At 40.1% G+C, this 17501-nt stretch carries 16 protein-coding genes and 4 tRNA genes; 11 read left to right on the forward strand and 9 right to left on the reverse strand.

Features of this window, described 5'->3' with window-relative positions:
• Positions 1–3: 3 nt before the first annotated feature.
• Positions 4–1230 carry a nucleoside permease gene (locus J0A69_RS22015; RefSeq protein WP_206588799.1) on the reverse strand — a complete coding sequence of 409 codons (1227 nt, stop codon included), beginning with the start codon at positions 1228–1230 and terminating at the stop codon, positions 4–6.
• 255 nt (positions 1231–1485) lie between these two features.
• Here J0A69_RS22015 and J0A69_RS22020 point away from each other — a divergent pair, with 255 nt between their 5' ends.
• The 4 genes from J0A69_RS22020 to J0A69_RS22035 all read left to right on the forward strand — a co-directional run bounded on the left by J0A69_RS22020 (position 1486) and on the right by J0A69_RS22035 (position 5016).
• On the forward strand, positions 1486–2655 hold the full coding sequence (locus J0A69_RS22020) for a Gfo/Idh/MocA family protein (RefSeq protein WP_206588800.1): 1170 nt from the start codon (positions 1486–1488) through the stop codon (positions 2653–2655).
• 99 nt (positions 2656–2754) lie between these two features.
• Positions 2755–3807, forward strand: a complete 1053-nt coding sequence (locus tag J0A69_RS22025) for a sugar phosphate isomerase/epimerase family protein (RefSeq protein ID WP_206588801.1) — start codon at positions 2755–2757, stop codon at positions 3805–3807.
• 23 nt (positions 3808–3830) lie between these two features.
• Positions 3831–4262: a c-type cytochrome gene (locus tag J0A69_RS22030; RefSeq protein WP_206588802.1), complete on the forward strand. Its 432-nt coding sequence runs from the start codon at positions 3831–3833 to the stop codon at positions 4260–4262.
• Between the two features lie 4 nt (positions 4263–4266).
• On the forward strand, positions 4267–5016 hold the full coding sequence (locus J0A69_RS22035) for a 3-keto-disaccharide hydrolase (protein ID WP_206588803.1): 750 nt from the start codon (positions 4267–4269) through the stop codon (positions 5014–5016).
• Positions 5017–5050: 34 nt separating this feature from the next.
• On the opposite strand, the gene J0A69_RS22040 is transcribed toward J0A69_RS22035, so the two are convergent.
• The gene (locus J0A69_RS22040; protein ID WP_317194895.1) at positions 5051–5692 is read right to left on the reverse strand and encodes an SH3 domain-containing protein; all 642 of its coding nucleotides are present in this window, start codon (positions 5690–5692) and stop codon (positions 5051–5053) included.
• A 262-nt stretch (positions 5693–5954) separates the two neighbouring features.
• Here J0A69_RS22040 and J0A69_RS22045 point away from each other — a divergent pair.
• The 6 genes from J0A69_RS22045 to J0A69_RS22070 all read left to right on the forward strand — a co-directional run bounded on the left by J0A69_RS22045 (position 5955) and on the right by J0A69_RS22070 (position 9608).
• Positions 5955–6027, forward strand: a tRNA-Lys gene (locus J0A69_RS22045).
• A gap of 82 nt (positions 6028–6109) precedes the next feature.
• Positions 6110–6183, forward strand: a tRNA-Pro gene (locus J0A69_RS22050).
• Between the two features lie 46 nt (positions 6184–6229).
• Positions 6230–6303: transfer RNA gene (locus J0A69_RS22055), tRNA-Arg, on the forward strand.
• Positions 6304–6471: 168 nt separating this feature from the next.
• Positions 6472–6544: transfer RNA gene (locus J0A69_RS22060), tRNA-Lys, on the forward strand.
• 55 nt (positions 6545–6599) lie between these two features.
• A complete protein-coding gene (locus J0A69_RS22065) occupies positions 6600–6797 on the forward strand; it encodes a GIY-YIG nuclease family protein (protein ID WP_206588805.1) in 198 nt (65 codons plus the stop codon).
• 240 nt (positions 6798–7037) lie between these two features.
• The gene (locus J0A69_RS22070; protein WP_206588806.1) at positions 7038–9608 is read left to right on the forward strand and encodes a M1 family metallopeptidase; all 2571 of its coding nucleotides are present in this window, start codon (positions 7038–7040) and stop codon (positions 9606–9608) included.
• Here J0A69_RS22070 and J0A69_RS22075 read toward each other — a convergent pair.
• Together J0A69_RS22075 and gap are read right to left on the reverse strand one after the other, a co-directional pair.
• Complete coding sequence (locus J0A69_RS22075; RefSeq protein WP_206588807.1) at positions 9605–10225, reverse strand: LON peptidase substrate-binding domain-containing protein; 621 nt, start codon at positions 10223–10225, stop codon at positions 9605–9607. The two genes, J0A69_RS22070 and J0A69_RS22075, sit on opposite strands and share 4 nt — an antisense overlap.
• Positions 10226–10326: 101 nt before the next feature.
• Positions 10327–11331: a type I glyceraldehyde-3-phosphate dehydrogenase gene (gene gap, locus J0A69_RS22080; protein ID WP_206588808.1), complete on the reverse strand. Its 1005-nt coding sequence runs from the start codon at positions 11329–11331 to the stop codon at positions 10327–10329.
• Between the two features lie 255 nt (positions 11332–11586).
• Here gap and J0A69_RS22085 point away from each other — a divergent pair, with 255 nt between their 5' ends.
• A complete protein-coding gene (locus J0A69_RS22085; protein WP_206588809.1) occupies positions 11587–12453 on the forward strand; it encodes a S1 family peptidase in 867 nt (288 codons plus the stop codon).
• Between the two features lie 54 nt (positions 12454–12507).
• Here J0A69_RS22085 and J0A69_RS22090 read toward each other — a convergent pair whose 3' ends face one another.
• From J0A69_RS22090 to J0A69_RS22110, 5 genes are all read right to left on the reverse strand, one after another.
• Positions 12508–14736 carry an NADP-dependent isocitrate dehydrogenase gene (locus tag J0A69_RS22090; RefSeq protein WP_206588810.1) on the reverse strand — a complete coding sequence of 743 codons (2229 nt, stop codon included), beginning with the start codon at positions 14734–14736 and terminating at the stop codon, positions 12508–12510.
• 200 nt (positions 14737–14936) lie between these two features.
• Positions 14937–15737, reverse strand: a complete 801-nt coding sequence (locus J0A69_RS22095) for an amidohydrolase (RefSeq protein ID WP_206588811.1) — start codon at positions 15735–15737, stop codon at positions 14937–14939.
• Positions 15734–16288, reverse strand: a complete 555-nt coding sequence (gene def / locus J0A69_RS22100; protein ID WP_206588812.1) for a peptide deformylase — start codon at positions 16286–16288, stop codon at positions 15734–15736. The genes J0A69_RS22095 and def overlap by 4 nt, the downstream gene beginning before the upstream one ends.
• Positions 16285–16698 (reverse strand): Holliday junction resolvase RuvX, encoded by a 414-nt coding sequence (ruvX, locus tag J0A69_RS22105; protein ID WP_206588813.1) that lies wholly within the window; start codon positions 16696–16698, stop codon positions 16285–16287. The genes def and ruvX overlap by 4 nt, the downstream gene beginning before the upstream one ends.
• On the reverse strand, positions 16698–17456 hold the full coding sequence (locus tag J0A69_RS22110; RefSeq protein ID WP_206588814.1) for a hemerythrin domain-containing protein: 759 nt from the start codon (positions 17454–17456) through the stop codon (positions 16698–16700). The genes ruvX and J0A69_RS22110 overlap by 1 nt, the downstream gene beginning before the upstream one ends.
• Positions 17457–17501 lie beyond the last annotated feature (45 nt).

Below are 17501 nucleotides of genomic sequence, written 5' to 3' on the forward strand. Positions count from 1 at the left end.
AGGTTAATTGGGAGAGATATTTTTTTCCTCTTTAAAAAGAGAGATGAAAAATAGCAAAACCAAAACGGAAATACCAGAAGGAATCAACCAAATTGACTTCCAATCATGATTCCCAGCCATATCGGCATAATTTTCAGAAATCAAACCTGCAATCCAAAACCCGATCAACATCCCTACTCCATAGGTTGCCAAAGTTATCATTCCCTGTGCTGAAGATTTGTATTTTTCACCAGCATGGGAATCGGTATAGATTTGACCACTTACAAAGAAGAAATCATAGCATATCCCGTGAAGTGCAATCCCCAATAAAAGCATCCAGACTCCGGAATCCACATCTCCAAAAGCAAATAGGAAATAGCGGATAGCCCAAGCCAACATGGCTACTATCAAGGTTTTTTTGACCCCGAATTTGGAAAAAAATACAGGTAATAAAAGCATGAAAAGAACTTCAGAAACCTGACCAAAAGCCATCTTTCCTGTGGAATTGCTCAGGCCTATTTCAGTCAGGAATGGGCTGGTATTTTGATAATAAAATGCCAGAGGAATGCAGATCAGAATAGATGAGATAAAGAAAATCGCAAAATTTCTGTGCTTTAATAGCGATAAAGCATCCAGGCCCAATGCTTTAGAAACCTCAAATTCTCCTGAAAGTTTACCCTTTGGAGGAGTTTTGGGAAGAGAAAAGCTAAAAAAACCAAGTACAATCGAAGTGATGGAAGCCATCAATAACGTGTTTTTCAACAGTCCCTGACTCAATCCCTCCTGACTATCCCAACCAAGAAAACTGATAAGAATCCCAGCTGCAATCCAGCCAACTGTTCCCCAAACCCGGATCACAGAAAACTCCTTTTCGGGATTGGACATTTGGTTGAAAGAAATCGAGTTGACAAGCGCAAGAGTAGGCATAAACAGAATCATGTATGCCAATAGAATTGGGAAAAACATCGAGAAATCCGATGTTTGGTATAGCCAAAACATGAGAACTCCGCCTATTACATGGATGATACCTAGAATTTTTTCGGCATTGAAATACCGGTCAGCGATGATCCCTATAATAAAGGGGGCAATTATAGCTCCAAAGGATTGGGTGGAAAAAGCAAGAGAAATCTCTGAGTCTTTGGCCTGAAGATTAGTACCTAGGAAAGTACCCAGCGTGACAAACCAGGCACCCCAAATAAAAAACTCCAAAAACATCATGAAAGAGAGCTGAATCTTACTATTGAATTTCATTTGAAACAGAGTGGATTAGAATCAGTTTTAGTGTTATTAAGGTGGAATGTTTAAAATTTTGGCATTTTGCTGTATTTTAAGCATTTCTAAGGCTACTCTAAACTTCGGATTTGAAATGGATTTTACTAAGCCATTCATAACCCGATGTAGCTATTAATCAATTATTCATTCGGCTCGATTAAAGTACGGAGGATTTTTGATTTAGAATCAATTATTTCAACCTGTTAATACCAGAATAATCTATTCTCTTAACCCATGTCTACAACAAAAAAACTTAAAATCGGACTGATCGGCGGTGGTCCAGGATCTTTTATTGGCGCGATTCACCTCAACGGTGCTTTGATGGATGGAATGTTTGAGCTGGCTGCTGGAGCGTTCAGTTCTAATCCTGAAAAATCCAAAATCAGAGGTGAAGAACTCATGCTTCCTTCCGATCGGGTATATGCCAGCTATGACGAAATGTTTGAAAAAGAGCTGCAACTCCCTGAATCAGAAAGAATCGATGTAGTCTGTATCGTCACTCCAAACAATGTCCATTTTGACCCAACAGTTAAAGCTTTAAAACATGGCTTCCATGTGGCCCTGGACAAACCACTGACTTTAAATTATGCTGAAGCAAAGGAGCTTTACCATGTGGTAAAGAACTCTGACAAAATGTTCTTGCTGACGCATACTTATTCGGGGTATCCGATGATCAAGCAGGCGAAGCAAATGATTGCCAATGGAGAAATAGGGAAAGTCCGAAAAGTATATGTAGAATATCCTCAAGGCTGGCTTTGGAAACTTCTGGAAACAGAAAACAACAAACAAGCTGCTTGGAGAACAGATCCAAAAAGAAATGGATTGGCAGGATGTATGGGAGATATCGGCACGCATGCTTTCCATATGGCTGAATACATAACTGGCGAAAAAGTAAGTCATCTCTGTGCAGATTTGTACATCAAAGTTGAAGGTAGACCAATCGATGATGATGGTGTTGTTTTGATGCGTTTCGAAAATGGCGCTTCCGGCGTGTTGATGGCATCACAGACGGATACAGGAGCAGAAAACAATCTGAAAGTTCGTGTTTATGGAGAAAAAGGAGGATTGGAATGGGAACAGGAACTCAATAACACCCTTTTGGTACGCTGGCCAGATAAACCAGATCAAATTTACAGAGCAGGTACAGGCTATCTAGGTTCTTTGGCACAGGAAAACACAAGAACTCCAGCAGGTCATCCTGAGGGATATGTGGAAGCCTTTGCTAACTTGTACAGAAATTTTGCGAGATGCATTTACGCTCAAAGAAACGGAGAAACTCCAAAACAGGAGTGGGAAGATTATCCTGGCGTAGAGGACGGAATCAGAGGAATGGCATTTATTGATCATGTATTGAAAAGCAATGAATCTGATCAAAAATGGACTCCATTCATCGTTGAAAAATAAATCAATTAATAGACTCAAAAATTCAAACCGAAAACCCTCTTCAATTTCAAAGGGACGAAGATTTCAAAAGAATTGAGAGGAGTAAAACCAAAATAAAAGATGAAAACAATTAAAGGACCCGCCATTTTTCTTGCACAGTTTGCAGACGATAAGGCTCCATTCAACAACCTGAAAAACATCTGTGAGTGGGTTTCAGGTCTTGGCTATAAAGGAGTACAAATCCCGACTTGGGACAGTAGATTGATCGATCTTCAGAAAGCAGCGGAAAGCAAAACCTATGCGGATGAAGTGAAAGGGATCGTGGAAGCTACTGGCATGCAGATTACAGAACTGTCTACTCACCTTCAAGGTCAATTGGTAGCGGTTCATCCAGCTTACAATGAGCTATTTGATGGATTTGCTCCAGCTAATCTTGCGGGAAATCTGAAAGGAAAATCAGAATGGGCAACCCAACAGTTGAAATACGCTGCAAAAGCCTCTCAAAACATGGGCTTAAACGCACATGCTACCTTCAGTGGAGCTTTGATGTGGCATACTGTTTATCCTTGGCCGCAAAGACCAGCGGGTTTGGTCGAGACCGGGTTTACTGAACTTGCAAAAAGATGGACTCCAATTTTGGATGAATTTGATGCTAATGGAGTGGATGTTTGTTACGAGCTTCATCCAGGAGAAGACCTTCACGATGGAATCACTTTTGAAATGTTCTTGGACAAGGTAAATGGGCACAAAAGAGCAAATATCCTATACGACCCAAGCCATTTCGTACTTCAATGTTTGGATTATCTTCAATTCATTGATTTCTATCATGAAAGAATCAAAATGTTCCACGTAAAGGATGCTGAATTCAACCCTACCGGAAAGCAGGGAGTTTATGGTGGATTCCAAGGCTGGGTAGAAAGAGCAGGTCGCTTCAGATCTTTAGGAGATGGCCAAGTTGATTTTGCAGGAATTTTTAGCAAACTTTCGCAGTACAATTACGATGGATGGGCTGTTCTCGAGTGGGAATGCGCAATCAAACATCCAGAGCAAGGTGCAGCAGAAGGGGCTCCATTTATCGATTCTCATATCATCAGAGTGACTGAAAAAGCATTTGATGATTTTGCAGGAGTTGGTGCAGACGAAGCTTTCAACAAGAAAATATTAGGAATTTAAATACCCATATTAATTACACACAAATGAAAATCACAAAACCGTTAAACCTAGGTCTTGCTGCATTGGCAGGATTGGCTTTCGCTTGCGGAGGAGGAGAAAAATCTGCTGAGACCACTACTCCAGAGGTATCAGAAACTACTCCAGCAGCTCCTGCTGAGGAAATCAGCTTAGAAGAAAAGTATAAAGACGATCCAATCTATATAAAAGGACTGGAAAAACTTAAGACTTCTGACTGTATGTCTTGCCATATGGTTGAAAGAAAAATCGTAGGACCTTCTTACGCTGACGTAGCAGCTAAATATGAAAGCACAGATGAAAACATCACAATGCTTGCAGAAAAGGTAATTGCAGGTGGAGTTGGTGTCTGGGGAGAAGTTCCGATGCCTCCACATCCTAATGTTACACTAGAAGATGCAAAAGACATGGTTGCATATGTTTTGCTTCTGAAGAAATAAAAAAATGAAAAAAAGATATTTAGCAATTGCCCTCTTGGCAGGGTTTATGGCTTCTTGCTCTGGTGAGAAAGCTACAGAATCAGAAGAAAGTACAGAAGTTATGGAGGAAACTCCAGTGGCAGAATCCGAATGGATCCCATTGTCTGATGGATCTACGTTTGCTGGATGGCATAAGTATGGCGGCGGAGAAGTAGGAAAAGCTTGGAAAATCGACGAGGAAGGAACTATTTATCTGGACGCTGCCAATAAAGATGGATGGCAAACAGGTGACGGTGGAGACATCGTGACGGATGAGGAGTTCGAGAATTTCCACTTCAAATACGATTGGAAAATTGCCCAAAACGGAAACAGTGGAGTAATCTTCTTTGTCCATGAGGCTCCAGAATATCAGTATCCTTGGAATACCGGTATGGAAATGCAGGTATTGGATAACGAAGGGCATCCAGACGCTAAAATCATTAGCCACAGAGCAGGTGATCTATATGACCTTATCGTCAGCAGTGAGGAAACAGTAAAGCCTTGGGGCGAATGGAATCAAGCTGAAATCATAGCTGACAATGGGAAACTTGAGATGATCCTAAATGGAACTACCGTGGTAAGCACTACTATGTGGACTCCAGAATGGGAAGCTCTAATTGCGGACAGTAAGTTTAAGGATATGCCAGGATTTGGCACCTTCAAAAAAGGTAAAATAGCACTCCAGGATCATGGAGATGTAGTTTACTTCAAAAACTTAATGATCAAAAAACTATAAAAAAATGGCTCTCAAATTTGAGAGCCATTTTCTTTTAAAGTCTGGTTACATTATCCTTTTTGATGTACGCCGTTTGATTTTTCCACTCCACCTCGTACCAAATATCTTTACTGGACTTAATTTTTACACGATGCCCTGGTTCGACTCTGTCCAGCAATTCTCCTCCTGCCGAAGGCTTAGTAACAATCATAGTTGGACTCTGGGTAACCAAGGCCGTCCTTGGAGCTTTTAAGAAGTTATTGGCTGCAAAGATCAAAATGATCAGTAAAATCGATGGCCAGTAATATCTGGCTTCAGGAATTTTCCTTCCATTGACCCAAAGCATGATCAGGGATATCAAAAGGAAAAAAGACAGGGCTCCTACAATGAACTCTTGATATTCCACTAGAAAAAGCATGAACCGAGCTCCGTCAGACACCTCATATCCCACTAAATTGGACTGTCCGGTCAGGCTTTTGATCTTGGTAATTGTCTGAGGATTAGGGTTCAAATCGTAGTATTTACTGAGGTAAAGGGTCGCATGTTCCTTATCTCCAATTCCCTCAGAAATGAAGGACATTTTCAGCAACATGGCAGGAGAATAAATCCCCATTTGATAGTTTTGCTGATAAATTTCCATTGCTTCCTTATAACTTCTTTGCTGAAACAAAGAATCTGCTCTTTTTATATCAAGCACATCTGCCTGACAATTAATGCTTTGCAAAAGGAAGATAAAAAATATGAAAAGTTTTGTAAGAAAGATTGAATTAGCGTTTGGCATTTATAAATCGGTAGCTTAAATTTGCAGTCCAATTACGACAATGATCTGGCAAAAAGCAAGGCTAGAGAGTCAATTTGAAAGACTATTTACCGCATTTATGTGGTTAAAATTTCTGAAAATTCAGATCCAAGCATTCGGAAAAATTTCGATTCTTTTGGAGTGATTTTCAAAACAACATGATTCCGTAGCTCAGCTGGTAGAGCAATACACTTTTAATGTATGGGTCCTGGGTTCGAGCCCCAGCGGGATCACTTGAAATGTGTCAAAGATTTGACACAGATTAGAATTTAACTTGCAAGGAGTTAAAAAGTATTTGAGTTTATTAAAAAGTTTCGGGGTGTAGCGTAGCCCGGTATCGCGCCACATTTGGGATGTGGAGGTCGTAGGTTCGAATCCTGCCACCCCGACTTTATTTACCTTCATCTTCTCTTAGAGTCGATGAAATTTTATCCAGGTCCTGTAGCTCAACTGGATAGAGCAACTGCCTTCTAAGCAGTAGGTTTCAGGTTCGAGTCCTGACAGGATCACTTTCAAGAAGCGGAATTACGTTCCGCTTTTTATTTATATAAAGAGCAAATTTAATTGCCAACTATTAGATTCCGTAGCTCAGCTGGTAGAGCATCCCGATTTATCGGGAGGGTCCAGATTTGAGCCATCTAATTAAATTCACGAGTGGTAAAGTCCACTTAAAATATGATTCCGTAGCTCAGCTGGTAGAGCAATACACTTTTAATGTATGGGTCCTGGGTTCGAGCCCCAGCGGGATCACAAAAGCAGACTAGAAATGGTCTGCTTTTTTGTTTTTAATACCTAAATTAATCTAATGGCATCTGTGTATATTCTTTACTCCGAAAGGTTAGACAAGTACTATGTTGGAGCCTGTACTGATTTAGAAAGAAGGCTTTATGAACACAGTATCGATCATTCCAAATTCACCGCAATCGGTATCCCTTGGAAGTTGGTTTACCAAGAAACTTTTGAAGACTTAAAATCTGCTAAAGCCAGGGAATTAAAAAAATGAAATCACGGAAATATATTGAAGGACTTATCTCCTCAGCTGGTTGAGCATCCCGTCCCGATAGCTATCGGGATTATCGGCAGGGTCCTGGTTCCGTACAGCTGTCGGAACGAGCCCCAGCGGGATCACTAAAGCAGACTTTAAATGGTCTGCTTTTCTTTTTGGTGCTTAGCTCATTATTTTTTCAGATTCATGCATGGATTTTTTCTTGCTAAATCCTCGAATTATGCGGATTCTTGAAAAATGAAACAGCTTCTCACCCTCCTAAGCTTCCTTTTTATTCTTGCACTCTCTTCTTGCAAAGAGCCCATATCTGACGAACATTTTTACGATCCTGGGATTTCAATTGAACTGGCAGAATTCCGAAAGCAGCAAATTTCAGAAATACATTACAAGCTTGATTTTTCAATACCAAAAGAGAAGACTGATCCAATACCAGCCAAACTAGATCTTGAGCTATCGATTCAAAATGTGAACCAACCATTGATTTTAGATTTCAATGAACAAAAGGAAAAAATCATTTCAGTAGCTGTCAATGGTGAGCAAATTGTATTGGATTTTAGGCAGGAACACATCATCATCGCTAGCAATTACCTTCAAAAAGGGAAAAACAGGGTTATAATCGAATTTATCGCAGGAGATCTTTCTCTCAATAGAAATGATGATTTCCTTTATACACTTTTGGTACCGGATAGGGCTAGCACTTTATTTCCATGCTTTGACCAGCCAAATTTAAAAGCAACTTATTCTTTAACCATCACTGCTCCATCTTCTTGGGAAGTTTTAGCAGGAGCCCCAAAGCTAAATTCTGCTACTGAGGGCGATTTTACAACTCACCAATTTGGAGAATCTGACTTGATGAGCACTTATCTATTTTCTTTTGTAGCAGGCAATTTCCAAACGGCTCAGTCAACAGATGAATTTCCTCAATTACTTCTTTATCGGGAAACCAATGAAGACAAAATAGCAGCAAGTATTCCGGAAGTTTTTACACTACATCAGCAGGCAAAAGCATATCTGGAGGAATATACTGGCTACCCCTTCCCTTTTCAAAAGCTGGATTTCGCTACCATTCCTATTTTTCAATATGGCGGAATGGAGCATGTGGGTGCCATCCAATACAGGGAGTCTTCTTTGTTTTTGGATCAAAATGCTACTGATTCTGAAAAATTAAGTAGAGCAAAATTAATTGGTCATGAAACGGCCCATATGTGGTTTGGAGACTTGGTATCCATTGAGTGGTTTAATGATGTCTGGATGAAAGAGGTTTTTGCAGGATTTATGGCCAGTAAAATCGTAAATCCTAATTATCCAGAGATTAACCATGAACTGGCATTTTTAACCTCAAACTATCCTGCAGCTTATGGAGAAGACAGAACTCCAGGCACGAACCCCATTCGTCAAAACCTTCCAAACCTTAAAGATGCGGGTTCTTTGTATGGTAGCATCATTTATAATAAAGCACCCATTATGATGCGGCAATTGGAAACGACCATTGGGGAGGAAGCATTTCAAAAGGGGATTCAGAAATACATCAAACAATTCGCAAATGGAAGTGCAAACTGGAATGATCTAGTAGGAATTCTAGATAAAGAAAGCCCAATTGATCTGCAAAAATGGAGTGCTGTCTGGGTTAATCAAACTGGTCGACCAATCATAACAGATAGTATAATTACAGACGAAAACGGGAAAATCAATCAGTTTATAATATCTCAAAAAGCTGAAGACAGTACTGATAAAGTCTGGCCTCAATTGTTTGACATCACTTTTTTCTATGAGGATCATCAAGAAACTTTTGCAGTAAACCTGAATGAACCGGCCATAGAACTAGATCAGGTAATTGGCAAAGAAGCACCTCAAACTATTCTTTTCAACAGTAACGGACTTGGCTATGGTGTATTCCCAATTCAAATTGAATCTTTGGATCAAATACCATCCCTTGAGGACGAAGTAATGCGAGGCCAAAGCTATATCAACCTCTATGAGAATACGCTTCTTGGTAATATTCCCGCGATAACTGCCATCCGAACTTATCAGCTTGGTTTGGCAACTGAATCAAATGAAATTCTAGTAAGGTTACTTTCCTCAGAAACCAGTAATCTCTTTTGGACATATTTGGATGAAAATGAAAGGGCCATGATTTTACCGGAATTGGAGAATCAACTTTGGACTCAACTCAACAGTGAATTACCTACGCCGATTAAGAAAAGTCTATTTTCACTCTACAGCGGGATTGCTTATTCAAAAACAGGACAGGAAAACCTGTATAAAATCTGGTCAAAGAGCTATGAGGTAAAGGATCTGAAACTAAATCCAGACAATTTCACCAACCTTGCTATGACCTTGGCCTTATTCGGGCATAATGATTCTGATGTAATTCTCGATATAGAAAGAAGCAGAATTACTAACCCTGACAAATTAAATCGCTTTGATTTTTTAAGGCCTGCTCTTTCTCAAAATCCAGCTGATAGAGATGCGTTATTTGAATCTTTTGCAGAGGCTAAAAACAGAGAGAAAGAATCCTGGGTTCTAGCAGCAAATGGATACATTCATCACCCCTTAAGGCAAAGCTCAAGCGAGAAGCATATTCCGCTTGCTCTAAGCCTTCTAGAAGATATTCAGAAAACAGGCGACATCTTCTTCCCAAAAGGCTGGATAAACTCCACAGTAGGTCAGTATAGGTCTCAGGAAGCAGCTAATGAAGTAGCGAAGTTCTTGAGAGAAAATCCAAACTTTAACCCTATCCTAAAAAATAAAATTCTGCAAGGAACAGATGACCTGATGCGGGTGCAAAGAATCAAAAATGGGAGTTAAAAATTCAAGGGATCAAGATGCTTGAAATGTCCATTTTGACGAATCTTCTCTTTGGCTTTTTCAATAGCCTTGATTGCAGGGATCATCCGCTTAAAGTGGTCGGTTAAAAAATCCACTCTTTCTTTTTCAGAGCCTAATTGGAGAAGCTGAAGTTCTTCCTCTAGTTTTAATCCGATTTTATGTGCAAAAGTGTAAGAGTTCACATTTTCTGGATCAACCTCAACCTCATATTTAAGAAGGTAAAGCATCTCTTTGAGGTAAAATAAAAATTCAAATTGCTGGACATTGGTGATTGTCAAATCATCCTCCAGAAATTCCACTTCGCCACCGGGATACATTTTGCCTTCAAAGGGATTTTTGAAATCTACTATTCGAAATGGACGAAGCCCAATAGTTTTGATATCCAACCTTCCATCCTCGTATCGATGGTGTATTTTATCAAGTTTTACTTCGGTTCCGAAGCCCATCAATTTGTCGTTGTATACACAAACCCCAAAGGTCCCTTCTGTGGCTACTATATCTGCGATCAACTCTTTATAACGGGGCTCAAAAATATGCAAGTTGAGTTCCTCTCCGGGAAAAGCCACTAGTTTTAATGGGAAGAATGGCATTTTCATAATTCTAATCTTTTACCGGATTAACGAAGAAAAAACAGCTTCTGGTTTGAATGAGAGATTTTTTAACAAAAAAAAGGCCGGTAAAAAACCGACCTCATTTCTTATTTTTTAGCGATATAGCTCAATAAGTCAACGACTTTATTGGAATATCCCCACTCGTTGTCATACCAAGAAACAACTTTCACAAAGGTATCAGAAAGCTGAATTCCTGCTTCCGCATCGAAAATAGAAGTTCTTGGATCACCAATAAAATCATTGGATACCACAGCATCTTCAGTATATCCTAAAACACCTTTCATGGTAGTTTCAGAAGCTTCTTTCATTTTAGCACAGATCTCTGCGTAAGAAGCTGGTTTTTTCAATCTAACAGTTAAATCCACTACAGAAACGTCAGGAGTAGGAACTCTAAACGCCATACCAGTCAATTTACCATTCAATTCAGGAATTACTTTCCCAACAGCTTTAGCAGCTCCAGTTGAAGATGGGATAATGTTCTGGCCAGCACCACGTCCACCTCTCCAGTCTTTTGCAGATGGTCCATCTACAGTTTTCTGAGTTGCAGTAGTTGCGTGAACAGTAGTCATCAAACCCTCTTCGATACCGAAGTTATCATTCAAAACTTTTGCAATTGGAGCAAGACAGTTAGTAGTACAAGATGCATTGGAAACAAACACCATGTCAGAAGTGTAAGCACTTTCGTTTACGCCCATTACAAACATCGGCGTGTCATCCTTAGAAGGAGCAGACATGATTACTTTTTTTGCACCAGCATCAATGTGACCTTGCGCAGTTTCTTTGGTCAAGAATAAACCAGTAGATTCTACTACATATTCAGCACCTACTTCATTCCATTTCAAGTTTGCAGGGCTTCTTTCTGCTGTAACTCGGATGGCATTACCATTCACTACCAATTGACCGTCTTTAACTTCTACAGTGCCTTTGAATTGGCCATGAGTAGAATCATACTTTAGCATGTAAGCCATGTAATCTACATCGATCAGGTCATTGATACCCACTACCTGAATATCATCTCTCTCCTGGGCCACTCTGAAAACAAGTCGACCGATTCTTCCGAATCCATTAATTCCAACTTTAATTTTGCTCATAATTATTATTGATTTGCGTATAGGTTTGATTTTTCAAACTCTTCCATCAGGCATGCCGCTTTTGGCTAAAAATGGCTGAGGGATGGCTAAGTTATTATAAATATTTGGCTAGCCCAAACGGATTCCCATTCCATAAAATCATAAAGGCCAGTTTTTGAAAATCAATCGATTTCGAAAGCGAAAAAAATAATTAGATTTTTTCCTGAAACCCTCATTTTCCAAGAATTAGCTAATTTGTGGGAAAGAAGAAATTTTATGTTTGCTCAGGCTATTCAGGAAGTTGCAGGTTTTACTCGCGCGATTCACTCCATTTCTAGGAATTTTGAAGCGAAACAAGTCCAAAGAGGTTCAGCTACTTTATTTTTTGTAAATCAAGAAGGCTATGCTTTGACATGTAAGCATGTGGCTCAGTGGTTGACTCAGGCCGATCAAATCAATAAAGTTTATAGCCAATACTTAAAAGGAAATCTTGAGGGAAACCAAACCAAGCAGCTGGCCTACCAATTGGGTCTTAAATCAGATAAGACCGCAGAGATGCGAGTCACTTTTGTGGATTGTGTGGATCAGATCAAAAACCTAAAATTCCATATTCATCCTGAGTATGATCTTGCTTTGATCAAATTTGAGGGTTTTCAAAAAGCCCTTTTTTCCAACACACCAAAATTCCTTAAAGATGAAAGCAGCATCCAGCCTGGCAATATGCTATGCCGGTTGGGTTTTCCGTTTCCAGAGTTTTCAAATTTCCAGTTAAATCTGGAAAAGAACATTTTAGAATGGATTGCTACAGGAAATGCAAGATCCCCAAGGTTTCCAATTGAGGGAATGGTCACAAGATTCTTGGGTGATAAAAACGGAAAGATCTATGGCATTGAAATGAGCACCCCAGGACTAAGAGGTCAAAGCGGAGGTCCACTTTTTGATACTGAGGGAAGAATTATCGGGATGCAAAGCCGGACTAAACACCTCCACCTCGGCTTTGATATTGAAGAGAAATCCATTATTGCGCATGGCAAGGAAAAAAAAGTAAATGATTACTCTTTTATTCACTTAGGGGAATGTATTCACGTATCCGTCATCAAGGATTTTTTAAAGCAGCATCAAGTTGAGTTCAAGGAGGGATAAAAAAAGCCCTGATCCAAAATCTGAATCAGGGCCTTCCGTAGAAATAAAATTTCTTTATAAGCTTGCCAAAGTTGCATTCAAAGTAGCACTTGGTCTCATTGCTGCAGAAACCAAAGCTTCATCCAACTTGTAGTATCCTCCGATATTTAATGGAGTTCCTTGGCTGCCATTCAATTCAGCCACAATTTGCTCTTCTTTCTCAGTCAAGGCTTTTGCAAGTGGTGTGAACTTAGCTTTCAAATCAGCATCTTTATTTTGATCTGCCAAAGCCTGAGCCCAGTAAAGTGCCAGATAGAAATGGCTTCCTCTGTTATCCAACTTACCTACTACCCTTGCTGGAGATTTATCATTTTCCAAAAACTTGCCAGTTGCAGCATCTAAAGTTTCACCAAGCAACAGTGCTTTCTCATTATGGAAAGTCTGGCCTAAATGCTCCAAAGAAACAGCTAATGCCAAGAACTCACCCAATGAATCCCAACGCAAATGACCTTCTTCTACAAATTGCTCCACATGCTTAGGAGCCGAACCTCCAGCACCAGTTTCAAATAATCCTCCTCCATTCATCAAAGGCACGATGGAAAGCATTTTAGCACTTGTCCCCACTTCCAAAATCGGGAACAAATCAGTCAGATAATCTCTCAACACATTTCCTGTTACAGAAATAGTGTCCATACCTTCTTTAATTCTTGCGAGAGTAAAGTTTGTAGCTTCTACAGGAGACATGATATGAATCTCAAGTCCATGGGTATCATGGTCGAGTAAGTAAGTATTTACTTTCTTGATCAATTCCTGATCATGTCCTCTTTTTGGATCCAACCAGAATACTGCTGGAGTATTTGAAAGTCTTGCTCTTGTAACCGCTAGCTTAACCCAATCTTGAATCGGAGCATCCTTAGTCTGGCACATTCTCCAGATATCCCCAACTTCCACTGGATGAGAAAGGATCACAACTCCATTTTCATCAATAACTTCTACTACACCAGCGGAAGAAATTTCAAAAGTTTTATCATGAGAACCGTATTCCTCAGCTTTTTGGGCCATCAAACCTACGTTTGGAACGCTACCCATAGTAGATGGATTGAAAGCGCCATGCTTCTTACAGAAATCAATAGTAGCTTGATAAACGCCAGCATAACTTCTGTCTGGAATCACAGCTTTGGTATCTTGAGATTTTCCGGCTTTATTCCACATCTGACCAGAAGTACGAATCATTGCTGGCATAGACGCATCGATGATCACATCACTTGGCACGTGTAGGTTGGTAATTCCACGGTCAGAATTTACCATCGCCAAATCCGGGCTCTCGGCATAACATGCATCAATATCTGCCAAAATCTCAGCTTTCTTCTCAGCTGGTAGCTTTTCGATATTGGATAACAAATCGCCAAAACCATTATTTACATCCACTCCCAAAGCTTCAAGCGTTGCAGCATGTTTTGTAAATACCGGCTCAAAGAAAACTTTCACAGCATGTCCAAAAATAATTGGATCAGACACCTTCATCATGGTTGCTTTCATGTGAATAGAAAACAATACACCTTGAGCCTTCGCATCAGCTTTAGCTTTCTTCAAGAATGCCTTCAAAGCTGCAACACTTAAAGTTGAAGCGTCGATCACTTCACCTTCCTGAAGTTTCAACCCCGTCTTCAAAATCTCTTTGCTTCCATCTTCTTTAGTAAGCTGGATGGTCACAGTTGTAGCATGAGTCATGGTATGTGATTTCTCACTTCCATAAAAGTCGCCTTCAGTCATGCTATCCACATGGGATTTAGAGTCTGCAGTCCATTTTCCCATAGAGTGCGGGTGTTTTTTAGCATATGCTTTAACAGCCTGTGGAGCTCTTCTGTCAGAGTTTCCTTCTCTTAGGACTGGGTTCACTGCAGAACCTTTAATCTTATCATATTTTGATTTGACAGCTTTTTCCTCATCGGTCTTTGGCTCCTCTGGGTAATCAGGTAGCGCATAACCTTTCGCTTGCAATTCTTTGATCGCTGCTTTCAATTGAGGAACAGAAGCAGAAATATTTGGAAGCTTCACAATGTTTGCTTCAGGAGTTTTAGCAATATCTCCTAGCTCTGCCAAAGCATCACCGATTTGTTGCTCTGGTTGTAGATATTCTGGAAAATTAGCAATGATTCTACCTGATAGAGAAATGTCTCTTGTTTCAACTTGAACCCCAGCAGAACTTGTGAAAGCCTGCACAATAGGAAGAAGTGAATACGTGGCTAAAGCTGGCGCCTCATCGGTCAGCGTATAGAGGATTTTTGGAGTTTGGTTACTCATGGTTTGATCAAGATACTTAAAAAGAGTGGTAAGACCCGGTGTCAGAAACATGTTGGCTTTGCCTCCACCTAACTGGCTAAAATCTCTTTCAAACAGAAATTCCAGAAAACAGGGTCAGAAAATTTTGCGGCTAAATTACAGAAAATATCCTTGTTTCAAATCCAGTTCATACAATGAGTTGAACCCTTTGTCACTGGAATTTACCGGATTGTAAAAGTATCACTGTCCATCCAAGCAGGAAACTTCTGCCTGTAAGAATCTAATGCTTCTGCATTTAAGTGAAAAATCTCAATGAATTCCGATTCTTGATCAGGCTTGGAAAATGGAGCTCCTTTGAAATCAAAAACTCCTGAATGCCCCACATAATCTATCCCGTTCCCATCTTTCCCTACCCGGTTTACTCCTGCCACATAGCATAAATTCTCGATAGCTCTTGCCGGCAATAAAGCATCCCAAGCTGAAGTTCTCGCAGCAGGCCATGAAGCCACATAAAACAAAAAGTCATAAGCAGGTTCACCATCCATCCAGAGATTTCTAGACCAAACAGGAAAGCGCAGATCATAACAAACCTGTGGACAGATTTTCCATCCTTTCCATTCAAAAATCGGGAGTTTTTGTCCGGGGGAAAACGTATTGTCTTCTGAGGCCATTCGAAAGAGATGTCTCTTATCATAATGGCTCATTTTGCCGTTTGGCTCTACCCAAATCAATCGATTATAAAAATTACCATTTTCCGAAATGATCACGCTTCCGGTAATGACCGATCCTGTCTGGGCTGACATTTGCTTCATCCACTTGCTGACGCCAAGATTCATGGGTTCAGCCAGTTCTTGGGCATCCATACTGAATCCAGTTGGAAACATTTCAGGCAGGATAATCAAATCCACCGGTTCTTTTAAACCCCAGATTTTTTCCTCGAGCATAGCCAGATTAGCCGTTTTATTTTTCCAATAAAGATCGGTCTGGACTAGGGCGATTTTTAGCTGGGGAGATTTGCTCATCTGAGCGGATAGATCATTCTGTAATCTGTAGAAACTTTCCCCTTGCTCACATCAATCAATTTGGATTGAACCAATCGCTTTTTAAGGCCTTTCAGGTAATCCACAAACAAGATTCCCTCTAAGTGGTCGTATTCGTGTTGGATCACTCTTGCAGTCATGCCAGAAAACTCTTCCTCTTTAAGATTCCAGTTTTCATCAAAATATTCAATGGTCAAAGTTTCAGGTCGGGTAATTTCCGCTCTGACCTCAGGAATACTTAGACAACCCTCTTCAAAGCTGTAATCATCTCCATATTCATCGAGAATAATAGGATTGATAAAAGCTCTTCGAATTCCTTTTTCTTCATCTTCCTCATCCAGCATCAAGGTACTGTCAATCACAAAAAGTCTAATTCCTTGATTAATCTGAGGTGCTGCCAAGCCGACACCATTGGCATGATCCATGGTGGCAAACATGTTTTTGATAAGTTCATCAATTTCAGTTCCCTCATTGATCTCTTCTGCCTCTTTCTTCAATATTGGATTCCCGTATGCTACGATGGGGTAAATCATTGTCTCTCTAAATACGATTGTAAAATTATTGCGGCGCTGACTTTGTCTAAGTTGCCGGCTTTTTCTCTGCGATCCTTCTTTTTACTTCCCATGGCGATCATACTTTGCATGGCCATTTTGGAGGTAAATCGCTCATCTATTAATTCTATTTTTTGATTGGGAAAGGTCTCTTCTAGCTTGGCTTTCATGGCCATAACTTTCGGAGTCATTTCATTATCCTTACCATTTAGGCGAATCGGCAAACCCAAAACCAACGTATCCACTTCTTCTTTTGCCAGATAGGCTTTGATGTAATCAAGCAAAGTCGAAGTTTCGATGGTCTCCAGGGGATTTGCCAGCATTTTCAGCGGATCGGTAACAGCCAAACCGGTTCGTTTGGTTCCTAAATCAATTGCTAAAACTCTTGGCATCAGTTTGTCCTGATTTTATTGCGGATTTTTCGAAGGGCTTCACGCTCTAATTGAATCGCTTTTGGGAAAAGCAATTCATCCTCAATCTGCGCATGAATAGTGAGTTCTCTTTCGAAGTTTTGTAGCTCGTGATATAGCACCTTCATTGTCAAAGGCGCATCATCTGCCAAAGTATAGTCTGAAGTCAATTTGCGAATGCCTTCCATTTCATCATCATGAACTTCGTGAGCATCTGCCAAGGAATCAATCGGATCTCTTTCTAAAATTGTCAATGCATCAACCAAACTGTAATTACCTGCTTCTACATCTTGCAAAAGCTCAATCCTCTTGAATAATCGGCTTTCCTCCTCATGGATGTGATGAATAAAATCCTCCACGAAAAGCGGAAACATGATCCGAAGATCTGCCATGAGAGAAGCATAATTGGATTCTGGTACAATACCGGAAATGATATTTGCCAGAAATGGAAGCTCCTGTCTGACAAAGTAGTAGTGTTTTCTCTTCAAGTAAGCAACCAACACCTCAATAGGATTGAGATATAATTCTTCGTTGGTCGGTTCTTTTCTGAGAGCCCAAGCTTCAAGTTCGGCAATCAGTTGATTCGGGTGAACTTTATGTCGTTTGCAGACAACTTCCAGCGATTGGGTAGGATATTGATAAAAGCTGATTCCAAAATAATGCAACACCGCTGCGAAAACATAGTTTTCGGACACCAAATCACCGACTAAAGCTTTATTGAAATCATTTTCAGCTCTCATGTCACAAAAATAATTTTTTTTAACAGAAAAAAGGGGAATAATTTG

Origin of the sequence: Algoriphagus pacificus (assembly GCF_017254845.1) — a bacterium.
GTDB lineage: Bacteria > Bacteroidota > Bacteroidia > Cytophagales > Cyclobacteriaceae > Algoriphagus > Algoriphagus pacificus.